The 18,321-nt window shown below is 31.1% G+C and carries 14 protein-coding genes; 4 read left to right on the plus strand and 10 right to left on the minus strand.

Annotation, left to right across the window (positions count from 1 at the left end):
* Positions 1–45: 45 nt before the first annotated feature.
* The 3 genes from SIB45_RS05800 to SIB45_RS05810 form a co-directional block, all read right to left on the minus strand.
* Positions 46–1,620 carry a CocE/NonD family hydrolase gene (locus SIB45_RS05800; RefSeq protein ID WP_011862601.1) on the minus strand — a complete coding sequence of 525 codons (1,575 nt, stop codon included), beginning with the start codon at positions 1,618–1,620 and terminating at the stop codon, positions 46–48.
* Positions 1,621–1,934: 314 nt separating this feature from the next.
* Positions 1,935–2,354, minus strand: coding sequence for a DUF4332 domain-containing protein (locus SIB45_RS05805; RefSeq protein ID WP_011862603.1), 420 nt, complete (start codon positions 2,352–2,354; stop codon positions 1,935–1,937).
* Between the two features lie 11 nt (positions 2,355–2,365).
* The gene (locus SIB45_RS05810; protein ID WP_011862604.1) at positions 2,366–2,809 is read right to left on the minus strand and encodes a DUF2518 family protein; all 444 of its coding nucleotides are present in this window, start codon (positions 2,807–2,809) and stop codon (positions 2,366–2,368) included.
* Between the two features lie 115 nt (positions 2,810–2,924).
* On the opposite strand from SIB45_RS05810, the gene SIB45_RS05815 reads away from it, so the two are divergent.
* From SIB45_RS05815 to SIB45_RS05830, 4 genes are all read left to right on the plus strand, one after another.
* Positions 2,925–6,815: a translocation/assembly module TamB domain-containing protein gene (locus SIB45_RS05815; protein WP_011862605.1), complete on the plus strand. Its 3,891-nt coding sequence runs from the start codon at positions 2,925–2,927 to the stop codon at positions 6,813–6,815.
* Positions 6,816–6,879: 64 nt separating this feature from the next.
* Positions 6,880–8,190: a glutamate-5-semialdehyde dehydrogenase gene (locus tag SIB45_RS05820; protein ID WP_011862606.1), complete on the plus strand. Its 1,311-nt coding sequence runs from the start codon at positions 6,880–6,882 to the stop codon at positions 8,188–8,190.
* 11 nt (positions 8,191–8,201) lie between these two features.
* The gene (gene folB / locus SIB45_RS05825; RefSeq protein ID WP_011862607.1) at positions 8,202–8,564 is read left to right on the plus strand and encodes a dihydroneopterin aldolase; all 363 of its coding nucleotides are present in this window, start codon (positions 8,202–8,204) and stop codon (positions 8,562–8,564) included.
* Positions 8,565–8,568: 4 nt separating this feature from the next.
* Positions 8,569–9,162, plus strand: coding sequence for an esterase/lipase family protein (locus SIB45_RS05830; protein ID WP_041484748.1), 594 nt, complete (start codon positions 8,569–8,571; stop codon positions 9,160–9,162).
* Here the strand turns inward: SIB45_RS05830 and SIB45_RS05835 are convergent.
* The 7 genes from SIB45_RS05835 to SIB45_RS05865 all read right to left on the minus strand — a co-directional run bounded on the left by SIB45_RS05835 (position 9,155) and on the right by SIB45_RS05865 (position 18,227).
* Positions 9,155–11,242, minus strand: coding sequence for a M3 family metallopeptidase (locus SIB45_RS05835; RefSeq protein ID WP_011862609.1), 2,088 nt, complete (start codon positions 11,240–11,242; stop codon positions 9,155–9,157). The genes SIB45_RS05830 and SIB45_RS05835 overlap by 8 nt on opposite strands.
* Positions 11,243–11,255: 13 nt before the next feature.
* Complete coding sequence (locus tag SIB45_RS05840) at positions 11,256–12,797, minus strand: NAD(P)H-quinone oxidoreductase subunit 4 (protein WP_011862610.1); 1,542 nt, start codon at positions 12,795–12,797, stop codon at positions 11,256–11,258.
* 79 nt (positions 12,798–12,876) lie between these two features.
* Positions 12,877–13,824 (minus strand): homoserine kinase, encoded by a 948-nt coding sequence (thrB, locus tag SIB45_RS05845; protein ID WP_011862611.1) that lies wholly within the window; start codon positions 13,822–13,824, stop codon positions 12,877–12,879.
* 9 nt (positions 13,825–13,833) lie between these two features.
* Positions 13,834–14,868, minus strand: coding sequence for a glucokinase (locus SIB45_RS05850; RefSeq protein ID WP_011862612.1), 1,035 nt, complete (start codon positions 14,866–14,868; stop codon positions 13,834–13,836).
* Positions 14,869–14,878: 10 nt separating this feature from the next.
* Entirely contained in the window at positions 14,879–16,795 is a 1,917-nt protein-coding gene (gene thrS, locus SIB45_RS05855) for a threonine--tRNA ligase (RefSeq protein ID WP_011862613.1), read from the minus strand.
* Between the two features lie 3 nt (positions 16,796–16,798).
* Positions 16,799–17,815: a tryptophan--tRNA ligase gene (gene trpS / locus SIB45_RS05860; RefSeq protein ID WP_011862614.1), complete on the minus strand. Its 1,017-nt coding sequence runs from the start codon at positions 17,813–17,815 to the stop codon at positions 16,799–16,801.
* Positions 17,805–18,227 (minus strand): hypothetical protein, encoded by a 423-nt coding sequence (locus SIB45_RS05865; RefSeq protein ID WP_011862615.1) that lies wholly within the window; start codon positions 18,225–18,227, stop codon positions 17,805–17,807. Before SIB45_RS05865 ends, trpS begins: the two co-directional genes overlap by 11 nt.
* Between the last annotated feature and the right edge of the window lie 94 nt (positions 18,228–18,321).

Below are 18,321 nucleotides of genomic sequence, written 5' to 3' on the forward strand. Positions count from 1 at the left end.
AAGGATTAATAATATCAAAAGATTAACCAAAAAAATGATTATTTATTAAAAAAAAGGAGTCATTTTCATAAATGTTTTATTAAGGCTAAAACTTAGAGTAATAACTCTATGATTTGCTGAAGGGGCTCCAACATTTCCCTCCCCAAATCCAGGATTAACTCCAATAGCGGGATAAGCTGCGGCAGATATAGATAAGCGAAGTTTGCTATTTTTAATCAAACAAATATTTGTTGGCTGCATTGTTATTTGATAAATGCATTCTTCACTTATTTTGGAGTTTTTAACCCTTAAGAAACCGGTTGAAAATTGATTCACCTTTTCATTAACTTCTTCAACTAGAGATAAAGCAAGGCAGATATCGAAATTAGGCTGATCACTTTTTACTTGGATTTCTAATGTGGGAACTCCTCTTAAATATTGATCTTCTTCAAAAGGATTGGTTTGAAAAACACCTACATCCAGGCGTTTATCAATAATGCTTCTATTAAAGTTTCCTGGATTAGGGCCTAAATGACCACCGTCAGATGGAGCAGGTCTCCATGGGTCATTAACAATTGTGAACCATCCTGATCCTTTTGAATTTATGGTCAGATTTCCATCTTCAACCTCTACGTTTGCTGTGCCATCGCTTTTGAGCCCAAAAATAAATTCAGGGTGAAATTTATTATCTAATTCTTCCCATTTTTTTAATGAAATATTCCATATTTTTTTCTCGTGTTTAAAAATCGTAGAATTTAATTTCTCATCTGATTTTAAATGCTTATCAAAAAATTTTAATAAAGATTCTTGTGATCCCTCCCACCAACTTAGATGTGTCGCATTCCCAATAATAATCTCTGGGTTTCCACCAGCTTCTTTAGATTTTTTATAGAGATCAAAGGCACCTTTTAAATGTGGATCCCAAAGTCCTCCAATAATTAACATAGGTTGTTTGATCCATGTTGAAATTGGTTTGAATTCTTCAAATGGGAGAGCATTATTTAAATTTTTAAGCCATTCCAAAACAAAGCTATTAGGATCATATTTTTTTAACGTATCAATTCCTTCCCTTAAATAACTTTTATTTTCTAAGGCTAATGTTATCTTTTCCCATTCAAGCAATTTATTTTCTCTTTTCATTTTTAGTGCTGCAATTTGAAGTCCCCATGCAATATTGTTATGCCACCAATATGCTCCTCCATCTGAACACCAATGGTCCTTAATATTCATCCCAGTCATTGCTGGAGATAAGCAATCGGGCGGCTTTGAATTTAATTCACCAGTCAGTTGAGTCAATCCTTGATATGAAAAACCATATAAGCCAAGTTTCCCATTACATTCTTTTAGAGACCTTACCCATTCATGTGTTTCTGAAGTATCGCTAGCTTCTTGAGAAAAACCATTAAAAACTCCTTCTGAAGAACCCATACCTCTAACATCTTGAATTATTACCATATACCCTTTGGAAACCCACCATTCTGGGTGAGAATAGGTAATAGTTGAAGCTATTTCCCTTCCATATGGTTGTCTCATCAATAATGCAGGCCATGGCCCTTTACTATTAGGTAACCAAATCCTTGATATAAGTTTTACTCCATCTCTAAGAACTAGAGACTTGTCAAACCATCTTGAACCAGACATTTAGGATTTAGATAATGTCTGGGCAGTGCAGCCCAATTACGTAAATAGAAAAGATCTCCGCGTTAACGGGAGTTAACTTTTTTTTATTTGATACATACTCTATAACTTTATCTGAACTAGCTGAAATGCCTTTTGAATTAAACTCTCTAAACTTATTACATAAATTCTTAGCTTCGTTTGGATTCTTTTTTACAGTTTCCAATAAGTTAGATTGACTTAAAACAGGGTATAAAGAGCTGGAAAACAAAAATAAAAAAAATAACAAAGGTTTCATTATCACTGCCTTTTTTTAAATTCTACATTAAAAAATTTTTTTATCCAAGATTTCCAATAGATTTGTCGATTTGACTAGCTTTTTTAATCCATTCTTTTAAGAGAGTAAAAGTTGTGCTTGTCTCAGTTTTTACTCTAAGAATTCTTTCTAATCTACCAATTTTCCGTTCTAATTCGTAAGGGGTAGATTGTGATAATGATTTAAGAGAGGAAATACCGCAATGTAAAAGTAGATATGCTTGCGGTGGAGAAATTCCAATTTCTTTTTTAAAAATGGCTATAGCTCTAATTTTCTTTAGATTATTCAATGTACAAAGTGAAGATTTTCTTTGAATCTCATTTATATCTAAGTCCGAAAGATTACTTAATTTTTCAAAGTCAGTTAGATTATTTTGAATAAAAAAAGATTTCTCATGTCTAAAATTAGTTGGCAAAAAATCTAAAAAGGTTTTACTTCCCATTTTTCAACAGACTAATTCATTTTGACATTTTTCTGAACTTCTCCAATAACCACTGGTTTACTTACACCATCTGAAATTTTTTCAATTTTTCTTATCTTTATTTTTACATCCGCACCAGATCTGCTTCCTTTCCTTAAGTTTTCAGATAATTGTTCTAAGGTTGGTTCGATAGATTCTTCTGGAAAGTCATCATTTGCTTTAGCAATAATCAAATCGAACCCATTGTCATAAACAATTGGAACATATTTTGCACCTTCTATTGCAACCTTTTCGGAGTAACTTTGTATAAATGCCCAACTACTCAAAGAAAGCAATAATGAAAAGATAGTTGCGCCAATTATTCGAAATTTGAAACCAAAATTAAATATAAAAGCTGCTATTGTACAAATAAAAAGAAATATTCCAAAGAATCCAAATATTTTGGGTGTGTTCTCTAATAGTTCAAAAAAAGACATTTAGTGGCTTTGACCTGATTAATTTCTTATATTTTGTAAGCCTACTCTATTTTTGGGCTCTAACTTGAAAAAAATTAGATCTTTAAATCTAAATACTAAGATACTTTTAGCAGGGATGCTTTTACCCTTAGGTTTTTTAAGCTCTATTTTATTAAATAATTTTTTAAAAGAAACTTATAGTTCTAAGAAATTAGAACTAGAAAAAAGTATTGAGAATCTTTTAGATAAAAATGTTGATTTAGGGGATTATGAAGGGCTTAGATTTCTGGGTATTTCTTTGGGCAATTCAAAAATTAATGATAAAAAAAATATAGATTCTGAAATTAAAGCTAACAATGTATATGTGGGCATTATGCCTTTAAGATCTTTTTTAAAACAAAAATGGATTGTAAAAATAAGTCCTAAGGAAGCCGCTTTAAATATAGATAGAGATTTTTTTAAAAGGGAAAAATCCTATGAAAATGATCGAATTACAAAAAAATCACAATCAAATTATGAATTGAATTTTAACTTAAGCAAATATTCAATTCTAAATCTTAAAAAATCAGGATTAAAAACAAAAGTAAAAGGTAACGTCATTTATAAGTCGAGTAATAGAGAAATTATTGCAAATGTAAAATCAAATTTTGATGAAAAAGGTTTTTTAAAATTTAAATTTAATACAAAATTAAATAAAGACTTTTTATCTCTTGAGTTATTTTCAAGGGGTTTAGATCTTGATAATTCTGAATATATTATTGGTAATAGAAAAATTAGTTTTAAAAAAGGAAATTTTAAATCTAATTTTAAATTGATTAAATTACCAAATGAAACCTTTTGCAAAGGAAGATTTTCTTTTACTAATTTAAAAATAAAACCAGATGATTTCGCAGAGAATATAGATTCAGATTCAACTAGGTTTTTGTGTAAAGATAATAATTTAATTGGTAATTCAGAAAAATTAAATTATGGAACGTTAACTTCGAATTTTAATCTAAATATTCCATTTAATAGAAGTTCAAATATTATTGCTCTAAAAGGAAGTATTGGATACATTAATAGTCTTAATCCAGATATCCAATTATCAGGTAATATCCCCTTTTGGTTTGATAGAAGAGGTATTAATTTTGGTGATATAGATACTAGTTTTAAAATAAATAGAACTCAATTATCTAATTTAAATATTTTCCGAAAAAATGATATTAGAGGGTTCATTACTGCTAAAGGAGAATTAAAAGGAAATATTACTGATCCTGATATTTCGATAAACTTTAATCTTGATTATCCACACTTTAAAGGGATCCGCATTAGAGAAACATGGGAGGGAGATATTAAAAATGATAAAAATTTATTTTTATTAAATATGAAGGCCAAAAAGTCTCCAATACCATCATTTTTAACTATTAAATTTGATTCTGATCTTAAGTTAGATAATTTATCTTTCAGTAGAATTTTTAATTCAAATAAAGGAAGCATTGAAGTATTTAAAGAGAATAATAGTTATGTTTGGAAAGCTAATAATTTTCCTCTTGATGAACTTGAATTATCTATAGACAAAATTCAATTCGATAGAATTGATGGAATTATTAATGGTGAGGGATCAATTTCGTCAATCCAGTCATACTTTGATGGGCGAATTGCTTGGAGTTTAGGCAAATATGGGAATATTAATTTAGCCAATTCATTATTTGATTTCCGCGTCAAAGATAATTCTTTTTATATAAACTCTTCATTGTATCCAATTGATGGAGGAATAATTGAAGTCGAATATGATTCAAATAACAATAATTTAATTAATACACAACTCACCAATATTAGTACTAGTTGGACTATCCTAACTGCTTTTGATATTTTTAATTTTGATAATAAAAAAGATATTCCCATAAGTAAATTTAATATTTTGGATGATTTGGAAATAAATAAAGATAATAAATCATTAAAAGAGAGGATCGATTTTATAAAAAAACTTAAAGAAAGTAATAATGAATTTGAGGATAAATTTAACTTAAAAAAATATATAAGTAAATTCAAAAGTAGATATGATGGAAACTTAACTATCAAGGGCGATAGACCACTTAACTATAAATTAAATGCAAGATTAAATGGTTATCTTGATGTTCCTAAAGATAAGAATAAAAATATCAAAGAGGAATTTGCTATTGATTTGGAGGGAGGATTATTAAGGGGCAAAGGTTCTTTAAAAATTGAAAATCTTCCGTTGAGCTCTGCAAATATCTTTTTAAATCAGCCAAGAGATTTTATGGGAGGTTTGGATATCAATTTATTCTATGATTTGGACAAAAAATCTTTCTCTAGTGAAATTTCTACTAATAATTCATCAATAAAAAATAATGAAATAGTATTTGATAAAGGATTTATTGAATTCACTAATTCTATTTTTGATATTGATTTATCCTTGCTCATAAATGATTCCAAAACACCTCTTAATATCAAAGGTGAAATACCTATTGATAGATCTGATAACTTAGATCTAAGGTTGTTTGGTAATGGAAAACTTTTTGAATTAATAGAAAATTTTACTGATGAATTCTTTACTTTTAAGAAAGGTGACTTGAACATTAGAATGATAATAAAAGGAACTCTAAATAAGCCTATATTGAACGGATTTATTGCGATTAAAGATTCTGAAGTTGATCTCTACAACAATATAATCAAAGATATTAATAGTTCGATAATTTTTGATTTTGATTCGGCACAAATTGAGAATCTTGAAGCAATCTCTGAAGATTCCGGAAAATTTTTAGTAAAAGGTTTTATGCCTTTTTATCAAAATGATCCTAGAAAAGGAAGGATTAATCTTAAGACGAATAAATTTAATATAAAAACAGATAATTTAAATTTTTTATTAGATTCAGATTTGGATTTAACTGGATCATTTGAAAGTCCTATTTTGGGCGGTTCAATATCTTTTAATAATGGATTTTTTAATTTTAACAGTACCAATCAATCTAATAAAAAAGATAATAGTAAATTAAAAGAGGATAAAAAAGAATGGCCGGAACTCTTTTGGAATAATAATGAAAATATTGAAATAATTTCAAATGAAACAATCTTGAATTCAGTTCTTTTAGGAGAAACTTTGCCTAATTATTTGGATAATTTGTTTTTTGATAACCTTGTTTTGAAACTGGGACCAGAATTCAAAGTTCAATATTCAGAGATGGTTCAAGCTTATTTAAATAGTATTGTGGACCTTAAAATAAATGGTGGAGTAGGAAAAGATTTAAATGTTAGTGGTCTTATTAAGTTAGAAAAAGGTATAGCGAATCTATATACTACGCCATTTAAACTTGATAAAAATAAGGAAAACTATATTACATTTGCATCAAGAAGTGGTGTTGTTCCTTATATTATTTTTTCTCTAGTTAGTAAAGTTCCAGATTCTATAATTCCTATAAGTGAAAATAATAAAGATTCAAACATCTCAGGTGATCTTGATGTAAATGCGACTTCTAGTGGTTTTGGATCATTTGGGATTGGCAATTCAAGGCTTATCAAAATTGAAGCATCTTATGAAGGGTTTTTAGATCAATTATCTTTTGCTGATGAAAATAAAAGAATCCAATTAAGAAGCACGCCAAGTTATAACAGATCACAAATAATTGGTTTAATTGGAGGGAATTCTGCAAATTTAATAAATAGGGCATTTATTTCTCAACTTAATAATGCTGATGCATTTAGTGAAAGATTTCAATTATCTCTATATCCAGCGTTAATAGAAAATAATGATTCATTAAATAATATTTTTTCCAATGAGAATTTAGATATAGAGAATGATGGTCAATCATCTTCTAATGAAGAATTTTCTTCTCAAGCTTGGGTGGCGGAAATAGGTCTTGATATTACTGATGCGATAAATTTTGCCTTCCAAACCGTTCCAGGTAGAGATGATATTTCACCTTTAGGAATTTTGACTTTTCAGGCAAATCCAAACTTAGAATTATTAGGTTCTTATGATTCCAATGGGGAATGGAAAAGTCAAGTTCAATTATTTTTTAGATATTAACTCAGAAAAATTTACTTTAAAGAATCGTTAATTTGAATTATTATTAGATTAGCTAAAAAATATCATGGCTAATATCTTTGAAGTGCCTAATCCAGGTAATGATCTTCTAGAAAAAGCTGATAAAGTTCGTTTGGCATCAATAAAAATAAGTCAGACTGAAAATATAGATCGAATTAAAGCCTTAAATTTTATGGCTGATTGTCTAGAAAAAAATTCTAAAGAAATATTAGAGGCCAATAGTGCCGATTATTCAAGTGCAGAAAAAAAAGGTATTTCTAGGGCTTTACTTTCTAGATTAAAGCTTTCAAAAGCAAAATTAAATTCAGGAATTGAAGGAGTAAGAAAAGTTGGAGAATTGGCTGATCCTGTAAATCAAATTCAAATAAAAAGAGAGCTTTCAAATGGATTGATCTTAGAAAGAAAAACTGTGCCAATTGGAGTCTTAGGGGTTATTTTTGAATCAAGGCCAGATGCCGTGATGCAGATTAGTTCTTTAGCAATAAGATCAGGTAACGGAGTAATTCTAAAGGGCGGAAGTGAAGCCAATTTAACAAATACTTCAATAGTGAAAGCATTGCAAGAAGGTTTAGATGAATCGGGTCTAGATAAAAACGCAATATGTTTACTAACAAGCAGAAAAGATAGTATGGCGATGTTAAATCTTGAGAAATATATTAATTTAATAATTCCAAGAGGAAGCAATGAATTGGTTAAATTTATTCAGGAGAATACAAGAATTCCTGTACTAGGCCATGCTGATGGAATTTGTCACTTGTTTATAGATATTGAGGCCAATCTAGAGATGGCTTTATCAGTCGCTTTGGACAGCAAAATTCAATATCCTGCAGCATGTAATGCTATCGAAACTTTATTAGTCCATAAAGATATCGCACCAGCTTTTTTAGAAAAAGCCATCCCTTTGTTTAATTCTAATGATGTTAAATTAATTGGAGATAGGAAATCAGTTGAATTAGGATTAGAACATGAGGCTAGTGCAGAAGATTGGCAAACTGAATATTTAGATTTAATTCTATCTATTAAAATTGTTGATGATCTTGATGAAGCAATCATACATATCCAAAAATATAGTTCAAAACATACAGATGGAATAATTACTGAAAATTTAAAGACTGCCAATAGATTTATGAATGTAGTTGATAGTGCGGGTGTTTTTCATAATTGTTCTACAAGGTTTGCAGATGGATTTAGATATGGATTCGGTGCAGAAGTTGGGATATCAACTCAAACTCTTCCACCAAGGGGACCTGTAGGTCTAGAAGGTTTGGTAACTTATAAATATTTTCTAAAAGGTGATGGGAATATAGTTGATGATTTTTCATTAGGAAAAGCTATCTATACACATAAAGATCTTTAAAACTTTTAAAGATGGAAACTTTTTTAAAAATTGAGAATATTAAACTTTGGGCTAGGGTTGGCGTTCTTGATGAAGAAAGGGAATTAGGGCAACTATTTATTTTAGATATATTTTTGTGGACTGATTTTGAAAATTGTACAGTAAATGATGATATAAAAAAAACAGTTGACTATTCAAAATTAGTTCAAATTTTAAAAGATCAATCAAAGAAAATATATTGTTTCACAATCGAAAAATATTCAAACTCAATTCTAGAAATCATTGATAAGGAATTTAAGCTTTCTAAAATTAAAATTATTTTGACAAAATGTAATCCTCCAATCACAGGTTTCGATGGGAAAGTTTCAATAGAAAGAATTCTTGAAAATAATTAAAGTATTGAAAAAAAGAAATCCAATTATATTGATTCATGGTCTTTGGAATACTTCAAGTATTTTTTCTTCTATTACGTCAAAGCTTGATGATATTGGCATAGAATATTTTGCCCCAACTCTTAAGCATTCATTTGGAATGACTTCAATTCTGGATTTAACTAATAAATTAAACGAATTAATTTTAGAGAAATATGGTTTAGAAAAAGAAATAGATATTTTAGGATTTTCTATGGGAGGAATAATTGGTAGGTACTGGCTTCAAAAATTTAATGGATGTAAAAGAACAAGGAGATTAATATCTATAGGTTCCCCTCACAAAGGAACTTTGATGGCTCAATTAATACCTAAATACCCTTTTAGAGGAATATCAGAAATGAAAATAAATAGTAAGTTTTTAAGGGAGCTCGCAAATAATGATTTTTTACTTGATAATATTGAGTTTATAAATTTCTTTACTTATTGGGATATGATGGTTTTTCCTGGCTGGTGGACAAATTTAAAATTTGGGAAAAAAATATCAGTAAAAGTTTATAAACATAGAAATCTGGTAAGAAACAAATCAGTCGTTGACAAAATAATCGATGAAATTATTATGTAGCTCCAGATAGACCCAAGTGTCTTATTAAAGAATCTGTTTGTGGCTCTCTTCCCCTAAATAATTTAAATATATCCAATGGAGGTAAGCTTCCACCCAGACTAAGTATCGTATCTTTAAATTTCTTTCCTATTAATTTTAAATCTTCAGAGTTTTCTAAATCAGCCTCTTCAAACATTGAAAATGCATCAGCACTTAGAACTTCAGCCCATTTATATGAGTAATATCCTGCAGAATATCCTCCTGCAAATATATGACTAAAACAACAAAGAAATTGATCTTCTTGAATTGGTTCAATAACAGTAGTTTGTTTCGAAATTTCTCTTCTTATTTCATCTGCTGTTTTACCTTCGTTTTTATCAATACTACTGTGTAATCTGAGGTCTGTTATTGCAAAATGTAGTTGTCTAAGAGTCGCCATTCCACAATTGAAAGTTCTATTCTTTAGGAGCTTCTCAAAATTTTCATCGGATAATTTTTCTCCTGTTTTATAGTGCTTAGCAATATTCAACAGTGTGTTTTTGTGGAAACACCAGTTTTCCATGAATTGACTTGGAAGTTCGACTGCATCCCATTCAACATTATTAATACCAGCTGCTTGAGGAAGATTTACAGTGGTAAGCATGTGTTGAAGACCATGACCAAATTCATGGAACAAAGTCTGAACTTCTTCAAAACTCATCAAACTCGGTTTATCTTTTGATGGTGGAGTCTGATTACAAACGAGATAAGCTACAGGAAGGGTCTTTTTACCAATATTGTTTTTATTCAAACATTCATCCATCCAAGCCCCTCCTCTCTTTGATTCCGGCCTAGAGTATGGATCCAGGTAAAAAGATGCTATTTTCTTATCTTCTTTATTGAGGATATTAAAAAATAAAACGTCATCATTCCAAAGAGGCGCCTCATCAGTTGCCTCGACAACTTGAATTTCAAAAAGCTTTTCACTTAATTTAAATAAACCTTTCAAAACATCATTTAGTGGGAACCAAGGTCTCAAGGACTCTTGATCCAAATTGAGCTTTTCCTTTCTAAGAAGTTCTGACCAATAACTAATATCCCATGGCTCGATATTCTGTGATTCTGAAAACCCATTAGCTTTAGAAAACTTATTAAGGGTTTCTAATTCAATTTTTGCGGTTTTGAATGCTGGTTCTCTCAATTCTTCTAAAAGGTTTTCAACATTTTTAATTTCTTTCGCCATTTTCGTTGACAAACTTAGTTCTGCCCAACTTTTATAACCGAGAAGATTAGCTTGTTTAGTTCTAAGAGATAATATCTCTTCAATGATTGGAGAATTATTTTTTTCTCCTTGAGATGCCCTACTAACGAATGCCTTATATAGTTTCTCTCTAAGGTTACGGTCGGTGGCATATGTCATGTATGAAGTATAAGTTGGGATATCTAGACTTAATTTCCAAGGACCATTTTTGATATCGACTTCTTCATCTTTTTTTAAGTGGTTGTGTGCAGAAAATGCCATTAATTCAAGTACGCGTTCCGGAAGACCATCAACTTCAGATTTTTTATTTAATATTAAAAACCATTTATTAGTCGCATCGAGAACATTATTGCTGAAGTCTGTTGATAGTTTTCCAAGCTTTTCTGAAATTTTGTTGAATTCTTCTTGATCATTCTTTTGCAGTGAAATGCCTCTATGTTGCATCTCAAGAATTTCTTTATCTAAAATTCTGTTTTTAATTTGATCAAAGTTATTAGTCTCTTTAAGCTTGACTAAAGAATTGTAAATTATTTTACTTTGTCCGAATTTATTACTAAAGCTTATAATCTCTGGAAGAAATTTTGAATAAATTTCTCTCAGACTTTCAGAATTATTTACTGCATTTAGGTGGCTTATTACTCCCCAACTCCATCTAAGGATTTCATTGACTTCATTTAAGGGATTTATTACATTTTCCCAACTTAAATCATTGTTAATCAAATAGTTAGATAAATTTTTCTCAATGTTTTCAAAATCTTCAGCTATCTTTTTTAGTACTTCTGGGAATTGTATACTTATGATTTCGGGAGTAAATTTTTTAAATTCTGGTAATTCTCCATATTTAAAAATCGAGGTATCCATTTATTTAAGTAATCTAATTAACTAAAGTTGGTATTAATCCAACCAACTTAGCTAAAGTGAGCTGCTGACTGAGAGCATTCGTTGAAGATTCGTATAAATTTATCGCGATTTTTGGCCAAAAACCTATAACCAAAGTAGGCAATAATAAGCTGAACCCAATCGTCAATTCTCTACCATTCATCTCTTTAACTGTAGCTAACGCAGGAATTCTAGGTCCAAAGAATACTCTTCTACACATTGATAGTAGGTATATTGGCGTTAGAACTAAACCTATGGCTGCAATAAGAATAGTGATCGATCTAAATATAGAACTGAAGCCTTCTTGGCTAGTGATTCCTAAAAATACGGTTATTTCACTTATAAATCCGCTCATCCCAGGAAGGGCTAGAGAGGCCAAAGAACTTGCCAAGAAAAAAGCAAATGTTATTGGCAAAACCTTTGCCAAACCGCCCATATTTGGTATCGAAAGAGTATTTGTTCTTTCATAGAATGAGCCCGTAACAAAAAACATAGCTGCAGCTATAAGTCCGTGACTAATCATTTGGAGCATTGCTCCGCTTATACCTAAAGCATCTACTGCTCCAATCCCTAATAGAACAAAACCCATATGACTAACAGAGCTACAAGCAATTCTCCTTTTAACATTATCTTGAGCAAATGCATTAAGAGCTCCATAAATTATATTAATGATTCCAAGAATAATAAGCGCAGGTGCAATTTGAAGATGTACTTCAGGTAGTATTTGAACATTGAATCTTAAGAGGGCATAACCTCCCATTTTTAAAAGTATTCCAGCTAGTAACATTGAAACTGGAGCATTAGCCTCACCATGTGCATCGGGTAACCAAGTATGTAATGGAAAGATAGGAAGTTTTACTCCAAAACCAATTAAAAATCCTAAATATGATAATAAAGCTAGGCTGCCCGTTACATGTTTATTGGTTATATCGGTAATATTTAAAGTAAAAGTATCACCACTCAAAGCAAGTGCTAAACCACTTATGAGTATTAATAAAGAAGCTAAAGCTGTATAAAGAATAAATTTTGTGGCTGCATATAATTTCTTTTTCCCTCCCCAAATAGCAATAAGAAGATATACCGGAACCAACTCAAGTTCCCATGCTAAGAAAAATAATAGGAAGTCTTGAGAGAGGAAAACTAATGCTTGTGCTGAGGCTTGCACTAATAAAAGAGCAAAGTATAGATTAGATTTTTTCTTAATTTTCCAACTTGCCGCAGCTGATAAAAATGTAATTAACCCACTCAAAGCTACTAGAGGAGCAGATAACCCATCTACGCCAAGAGACCACTCTAAACCTATTGAGGGCAACCAAGAAGCTCTCTCTACAAGTTGTAAGGAGCTATCTGAAGTATTGAATTTTTGAAAAAGGACGCCAATTATTAATAAAAAATCTATAAATAAAAAACTTAATGAGATATTTCTAGGGAGTGTATTATCTTCTCCTTCTTTCGAACTCAAGAAAGGCATTATTATTGCCCCAATTAAAGGCAGTAAAACAACAGATGATAGCCAGGGAAAAGATTCTAAATTCATTTATGGAATGAATAATTTTTTTATTCTAGTTGAAGTTGTACTAGCTTGAGACTATAACATTAAAAATGCCTAAGTAAAACTACTTACCAGAGATAGTGCTAAATTGGCTGCCTGTAGTTTGAACGTTTAAGAATGGTGCTCTGCTAGCTACACCTGACATTTCCCATGCCTTAACCATGGCTTGACTGACGTTTTTACCATTTTCTTTTTTACACAAAGCTAAGATACTTGGTCCAGCTCCACTAATTGCGCATCCTAGAGCACCTGCATTTAGTGCGGCATCTTTGACTTCTAGTCCGCCTTTAATAAGTTTCCATCTATACGGTTCATGTAACTTATCAAACATTCCCTCTTTTATGAGTTCCTCATTTCCTGTCTTTAATCCATTTAGTAACAAAGTGAGTGCCCCCATATTTGTCACTGCATCAGATATAGGTACATTCCTAGGCATAACCTTTCTTGCTTCACTTGTGCTTAGACGAATTGCAGGTATTGCTACAACAGCTTTAATTGAGTAGTGCCATTCACATCTAATGATTCTCCATCTTTGAGAAGAAGACCTGGCTGTTAAACATAGCCCACCAAGCAGAGAGGGCACTACATTATCAGGATGACCTTCTATATCAATGGCAAGTTCAAGGAGTTTTTCTTTGGACAACGGAGAGTTCATTATTGCATTTGCTCCGATTAGTCCAGCAACTATTGCTGTAGCACTACTACCAAGTCCGCGTGCAGGGGGCACTGCTAACTTAACCCTTGCTTCAAGTGCAAAAGGATCCATATTTGCGCTCTCCCACACTTTCTGAGCTGCTCTAAAAACTAAGTTTTCAGGTCCTCCTCTTAAATGATTACCATCTGTACTTTCCATTATTAAATCAAATCTATCTCCACCACCTTCAATTCTTGTAAAAATAAATTCATTATATAAATCTAATGCTGCTCCAAGACAATCGAATCCAGGCCCTAAATTGGCAGTTGTGGAAGGCACTGTTACCCTTATTTTTTTACCTACTTCAGGAATAGACATTTTTTGTTTTTAAGTTTTTAAAAGCATTTTTGCTCTGCAGGCTGCACTAAAAAGTCCAAACTCTTCATCTAAAATTACTTTTATAGGTATTGTTTTAAGAATATCTTTTAATCTTCCCTTGTCGAAAAATTGTTTTAAAAATAAGTCTGATTTAAAGTTTTTGAAATGTTTTGACGCAGTTCCTCCAGAAATCCATAATCCACCAAAGCACAATTCTTGAAGAGCAACATCTCCCAATAATGAGGCATAAGCGCCTAACCAAATCCTCTCAACTTCAATCATTAGCTGATCACCTTCTTTAGAAAGATTACAAATTTTTTCAGGTAGTTCTTTTCTCGCAGCATCAAAAATTTTAATTTTTTTTAAATATTTTTGTAAAGGATGGTTTTGGGCATCAGGTTTGCTTAGCCTCCATTCGGCAATTCTTGATAAACCAGTGCCGCTAACAATTCTTTCACAAGATATCCTTTCAACTTTTAGGTAATTCTTAAGCCAAATTTTCAAATCCCATTCTAATTTTGACTTTGGGGAGTACTCTACATGACCACCTTCACTAGCTAAAACTTTTACCTTTTCCCCTGATATTATTCCTCTTGCAATCCCTAAGCCAGTCCCCGCTCCAACAATGACATGCAAATCATTATTAGTATCTTCAGAATTGGATCCATTTTGGATAGTAGAATATTGATTTTTTTTTAAAAAAGGTATTCCATAAATTTGTACAGCGAAATCATTTATTAGCTCGCAGTTTTTTAAATTAAATTTGTTCTGTAAATCATTTCCAGAAATATTCCATGACAAGTTAACGATTTTTGCGTTGTTTTTAGATAAAGGACCAGCTACAGCGAAACATGCAGAAGAAGGATGAGTAATATTCTTGCATTCTTTTTTGATAAAGTCTTCTAGGATTAATTCAAAAGAACCCCAATCAGACGATATATATTTCTTTTTAAATATTAACTTAGGCGGATTATTATTTATTTCTTTTTTGAAAATTCCTAATAGAACCTTTGTACCTCCTAAATCACAAGCAAGAAAATTCATATATAAGAAATTATTCTGTTCTCCCTTTTTTTTCTATTAATTCATCCATTAATTTGAAAAGATTTGGTAAATTGAAAATTCCTAAATTTTTTCCATTCAAAGCTCTTAAGGCGACTGAATCAATTTCCTCTTCTTTATCACCAATAACTGCAATTAAAGGAACTCTGCCAAGAGTTGCCTCTCGTATTTTATATCCTATTTTTTCATTCCTAATATCAACTTTTGATCTATAACCATTATTATTTATTAATTCATTAAACTTTAAACATTTTTCAATATTTCTATCAGTAATGCTTAACAAAATTATTTGATATGGCGCAAGCCAAATTGGGAATTTTGCCTCATATTGTTCAATTAAGATTCCTATAAATCTTTCAAAGGATCCTAAAATTGCTCTATGCAGCATAACTGGATTTCTTTTTTCATTGTCTATATCTACATAAGTTGCATCTAATCTAATAGGCATTGAGAAATCAACCTGGATAGTTCCGCATTGCCAAACTCTACTAAGACAATCCTTTAACGAGAATTCTATTTTTGGACCATAAAAAGCACCTTCTCCAGGTTGTAGTTCCCATTTAAGATTCTTATTATCGAGCGCTTTAGTAAGAGCCTCTTCTGATTTATCCCAAATATCTTCACTACCTACCCTTTTTTCAGGACGTGTTGATAATTTTATAATGATTTCATCAAAACCAAAAGTTTTATAAACTTCGAAAACAAGATCTATGAAGGTAGATACCTCTTCTTGAATTTGCTCTTCTGTACAGAATATGTGTGCATCATCTTGAGTAAAGTTTCTTACTCTCATCAAACCATGTAGTGCACCTGAGGGCTCGTTTCTGTGACAAGAACCAAATTCAGCAAGACGAATTGGTAAATCTTTATAACTTTTTAAACCTTGATTAAATACTTGAATATGGCATGGACAATTCATTGGTTTAATCGCATATGTTCGATTTTCTGATGCAGTAGTGAACATATCGTCTCTAAATTTCTCCCAATGACCGGATTTTTCCCAAAGAGATTTATCAACAGCTTGTGGGGTTTTGATTTCTAAATAATCATTTTTTTTGAGTATTTCTCTTATGTACTTTTCAAGTACTTGGTAGATTGTCCATCCATTTGGATGCCAAAAAATCATTCCTGGAGATTCTTCTTGTATGTGAAATAGTGAATGTTTTTTACCAAGTTTTCTGTGATCTCTTTTTTCCGCTTCTTCAATTCTTGTTAAATAATCTTTGAGTTCTTTTTCTTTTGCCCATGCAGTTCCATATATTCTCTGTAATGATTCATTCTCACTATTACCTCTCCAATATGAACCTGATAATTTAAGTAATTTAAAGTGTCTCAAATGTCTAGTGTTAGGAACGTGAGGCCCTCTACACATGTCGATGTATTCTTCGTGCTTGTATAAATTGATGAGACCTTCTTCAGGAATTTCTTCAATTATTCTTAATTTAAAAGTCTCATCTCTTTCTTTAAAAGTTTTAATTGCCTCTTCTTTAGAAACTTGTAAAATTTCAACGTCATAGTTTGTTTTTATTAATTTATTAATTCTATTTTCGATTTTTATTAAATCTTCAGGAGTAAATCTGTATTCAGAGAAAATATCGTAATAAAAACCATCTTCGATTACAGGCCCAATCGCCATTTTTATATCAGAGTAAATTTGTTTAACTGCATGACCAATAAGGTGAGCGAAAGAATGCCTTATTATTTCAATTCCTTCTTTATCTTTTGATGTGATGATTACAACTTTGGAATCTTTATTTATAGGAATTGTTGCATCAAGAAGAACATCATTTACTCTTCCAGCAATTGTTGCTTTAGCTAATCCAGCGCCTATACTCTGGGCAATTTCTAAAATAGTTACAGATTTTTCGAAAACCTTCTTTGAACCATCAGGCAAGGTAATTATTGGCATAATTTATTTCTCCATTTCAAAAAATCCCAATTTTGATTTAACTCTTTTTAAAGTCTGATTCGCTAAATCTTCAGCTTTTTCCTTCCCTTCATTAAGGATTTTACTTAGTTGATAGGGATCATTCATTAATAATTTATATTTTTTCTGAATAGGTTCTAGTGATTCAATAAGTTGTTCGGTAATTAATTTTTTAAATGTCCCCCATCCAGTCTCTAAGAATTCATTTTCACATTGAGAAATTTCTTTGCCAGACAATATTGAATAAATCATCATAAGATTTTTAGATTCTGGTCTCTCAGGGTTGTTAAATTCAATTCCAATAGAACTATCACTTTTTGCTCTTTTGATTTTTTTTGTGATTATTTCAGGAGGATCTAATAAGTTAATGCGACTGCCCTCATTAGGATCACTTTTACTCATCTTTTTTGAACCATCAATTAAACTCATTATTTTTGAACCATTCTTCATGATGATTGGTTGAGGGATCTTTAAAATATTTTTATCCTTACTAAATCTGGCATTAATTCTCTGTTGTGCAATATCTCTCGCAAGTTCAAGATGTTGTTTTTGATCCTCACCTACTGGTACGAAGTCAGCATCATAAAGAAGGATGTCTGCAGCCATAAGTATTGGATAGTCAAATAATCCAATAGATACATTATTACCTTGTTGTATGGATTTTTCTTTAAATTGAATCATTCTTTCCATCCAATTTATTGGGGTCATGCAATTTAATATCCAACAAAGTTCTGAATGCGCTGAAATCTGACTTTGGACAAAAATTGAGCATATATTGGGATCTATCCCACAAGCGACGTATAAAGCCGCTGTAGAGAAAGTGTTTTTAGATAATTCTTTGGGATTATATGAGGCTGTTATTGCGTGCAAATCAACTACACATAGAAATGTTTCATATTGCTCTTGAAGCGTAACCCAATTATTTATGGCCCCAAGCCAATTCCCAATATGTAAATCACCAGTTGGTTGAACTCCCGAAAGAATTCTTTTTTTATTTGCCATCCTCTTCTACTTCGCTAGATTGGATCTCTTCAGTTGATGCACTTTTTACAGGTCTCGCAAAAGGATCAGGTGCTGTTTTTGTCTTTTCTTCATAAGAATTTTGTGATTGTCTACTAGGAGAAGAGTTTTTATTATTTTTTGCATATTCTTTGATTGATTCAATCAATTTTTCGTCTTTGATCATTTCGCTAAGTGTTCTAACAGAGAAACCCAGAACCGCAACGGTAGATCTTAATTGAAAGGTCTCTTGTATTGATTTAACAGCTTTCATTTCGTTATCACTCAATCTTATGCGGAATCCTCCTCCATCTCTTCTGCCGCCCGATCTATCTCTGAAATTAGATCTTTCATTGTTAGAACGCCCTCTGTAATTTTCTTGTCCAGGATTATTGCTGAAATTTGAATTAGACATCTTAATGTTTCTTAAGTTATTTAAATAGTCTATTAACTTAGCATCTTGTTATGCAATAAGTCTTTTTTAAAAGGCTTAAATTTTTATCTTTTGA

Origin of the sequence: Prochlorococcus sp. MIT 1304 (assembly GCF_047305015.1) — a bacterium.
Taxonomy (GTDB): Bacteria; Cyanobacteriota; Cyanobacteriia; order PCC-6307; family Cyanobiaceae; genus Prochlorococcus_A; species Prochlorococcus_A marinus_E.

Excerpts from the sequence above, each read along its gene's own strand:
- SIB45_RS05835 (WP_011862609.1), bottom strand. The coding sequence starts at position 11,242 with ATGGATACCTCGATTTTTAAATATGGAGAATTACCAGAATTTAAAAAA.
- folB (WP_011862607.1), top strand. The coding sequence starts at position 8,202 with ATGGAAACTTTTTTAAAAATTGAGAATATTAAACTTTGGGCTAGGGTT.
- SIB45_RS05850 (WP_011862612.1), bottom strand. The coding sequence starts at position 14,868 with ATGAATTTTCTTGCTTGTGATTTAGGAGGTACAAAGGTTCTATTAGGA.
- SIB45_RS05805 (WP_011862603.1), bottom strand. The coding sequence starts at position 2,354 with ATGGGAAGTAAAACCTTTTTAGATTTTTTGCCAACTAATTTTAGACAT.
- SIB45_RS05810 (WP_011862604.1), bottom strand. The coding sequence starts at position 2,809 with ATGTCTTTTTTTGAACTATTAGAGAACACACCCAAAATATTTGGATTC.
- thrS (WP_011862613.1), bottom strand. The coding sequence starts at position 16,795 with ATGCCAATAATTACCTTGCCTGATGGTTCAAAGAAGGTTTTCGAAAAA.
- SIB45_RS05800 (WP_011862601.1), bottom strand. The coding sequence starts at position 1,620 with ATGTCTGGTTCAAGATGGTTTGACAAGTCTCTAGTTCTTAGAGATGGA.
- trpS (WP_011862614.1), bottom strand. The coding sequence starts at position 17,815 with ATGGCAAATAAAAAAAGAATTCTTTCGGGAGTTCAACCAACTGGTGAT.
- SIB45_RS05820 (WP_011862606.1), top strand. The coding sequence starts at position 6,880 with ATGGCTAATATCTTTGAAGTGCCTAATCCAGGTAATGATCTTCTAGAA.
- SIB45_RS05865 (WP_011862615.1), bottom strand. The coding sequence starts at position 18,227 with ATGTCTAATTCAAATTTCAGCAATAATCCTGGACAAGAAAATTACAGA.
- thrB (WP_011862611.1), bottom strand. The coding sequence starts at position 13,824 with ATGTCTATTCCTGAAGTAGGTAAAAAAATAAGGGTAACAGTGCCTTCC.
- SIB45_RS05840 (WP_011862610.1), bottom strand. The coding sequence starts at position 12,797 with ATGAATTTAGAATCTTTTCCCTGGCTATCATCTGTTGTTTTACTGCCT.
- SIB45_RS05815 (WP_011862605.1), top strand. The coding sequence starts at position 2,925 with ATGCTTTTACCCTTAGGTTTTTTAAGCTCTATTTTATTAAATAATTTT.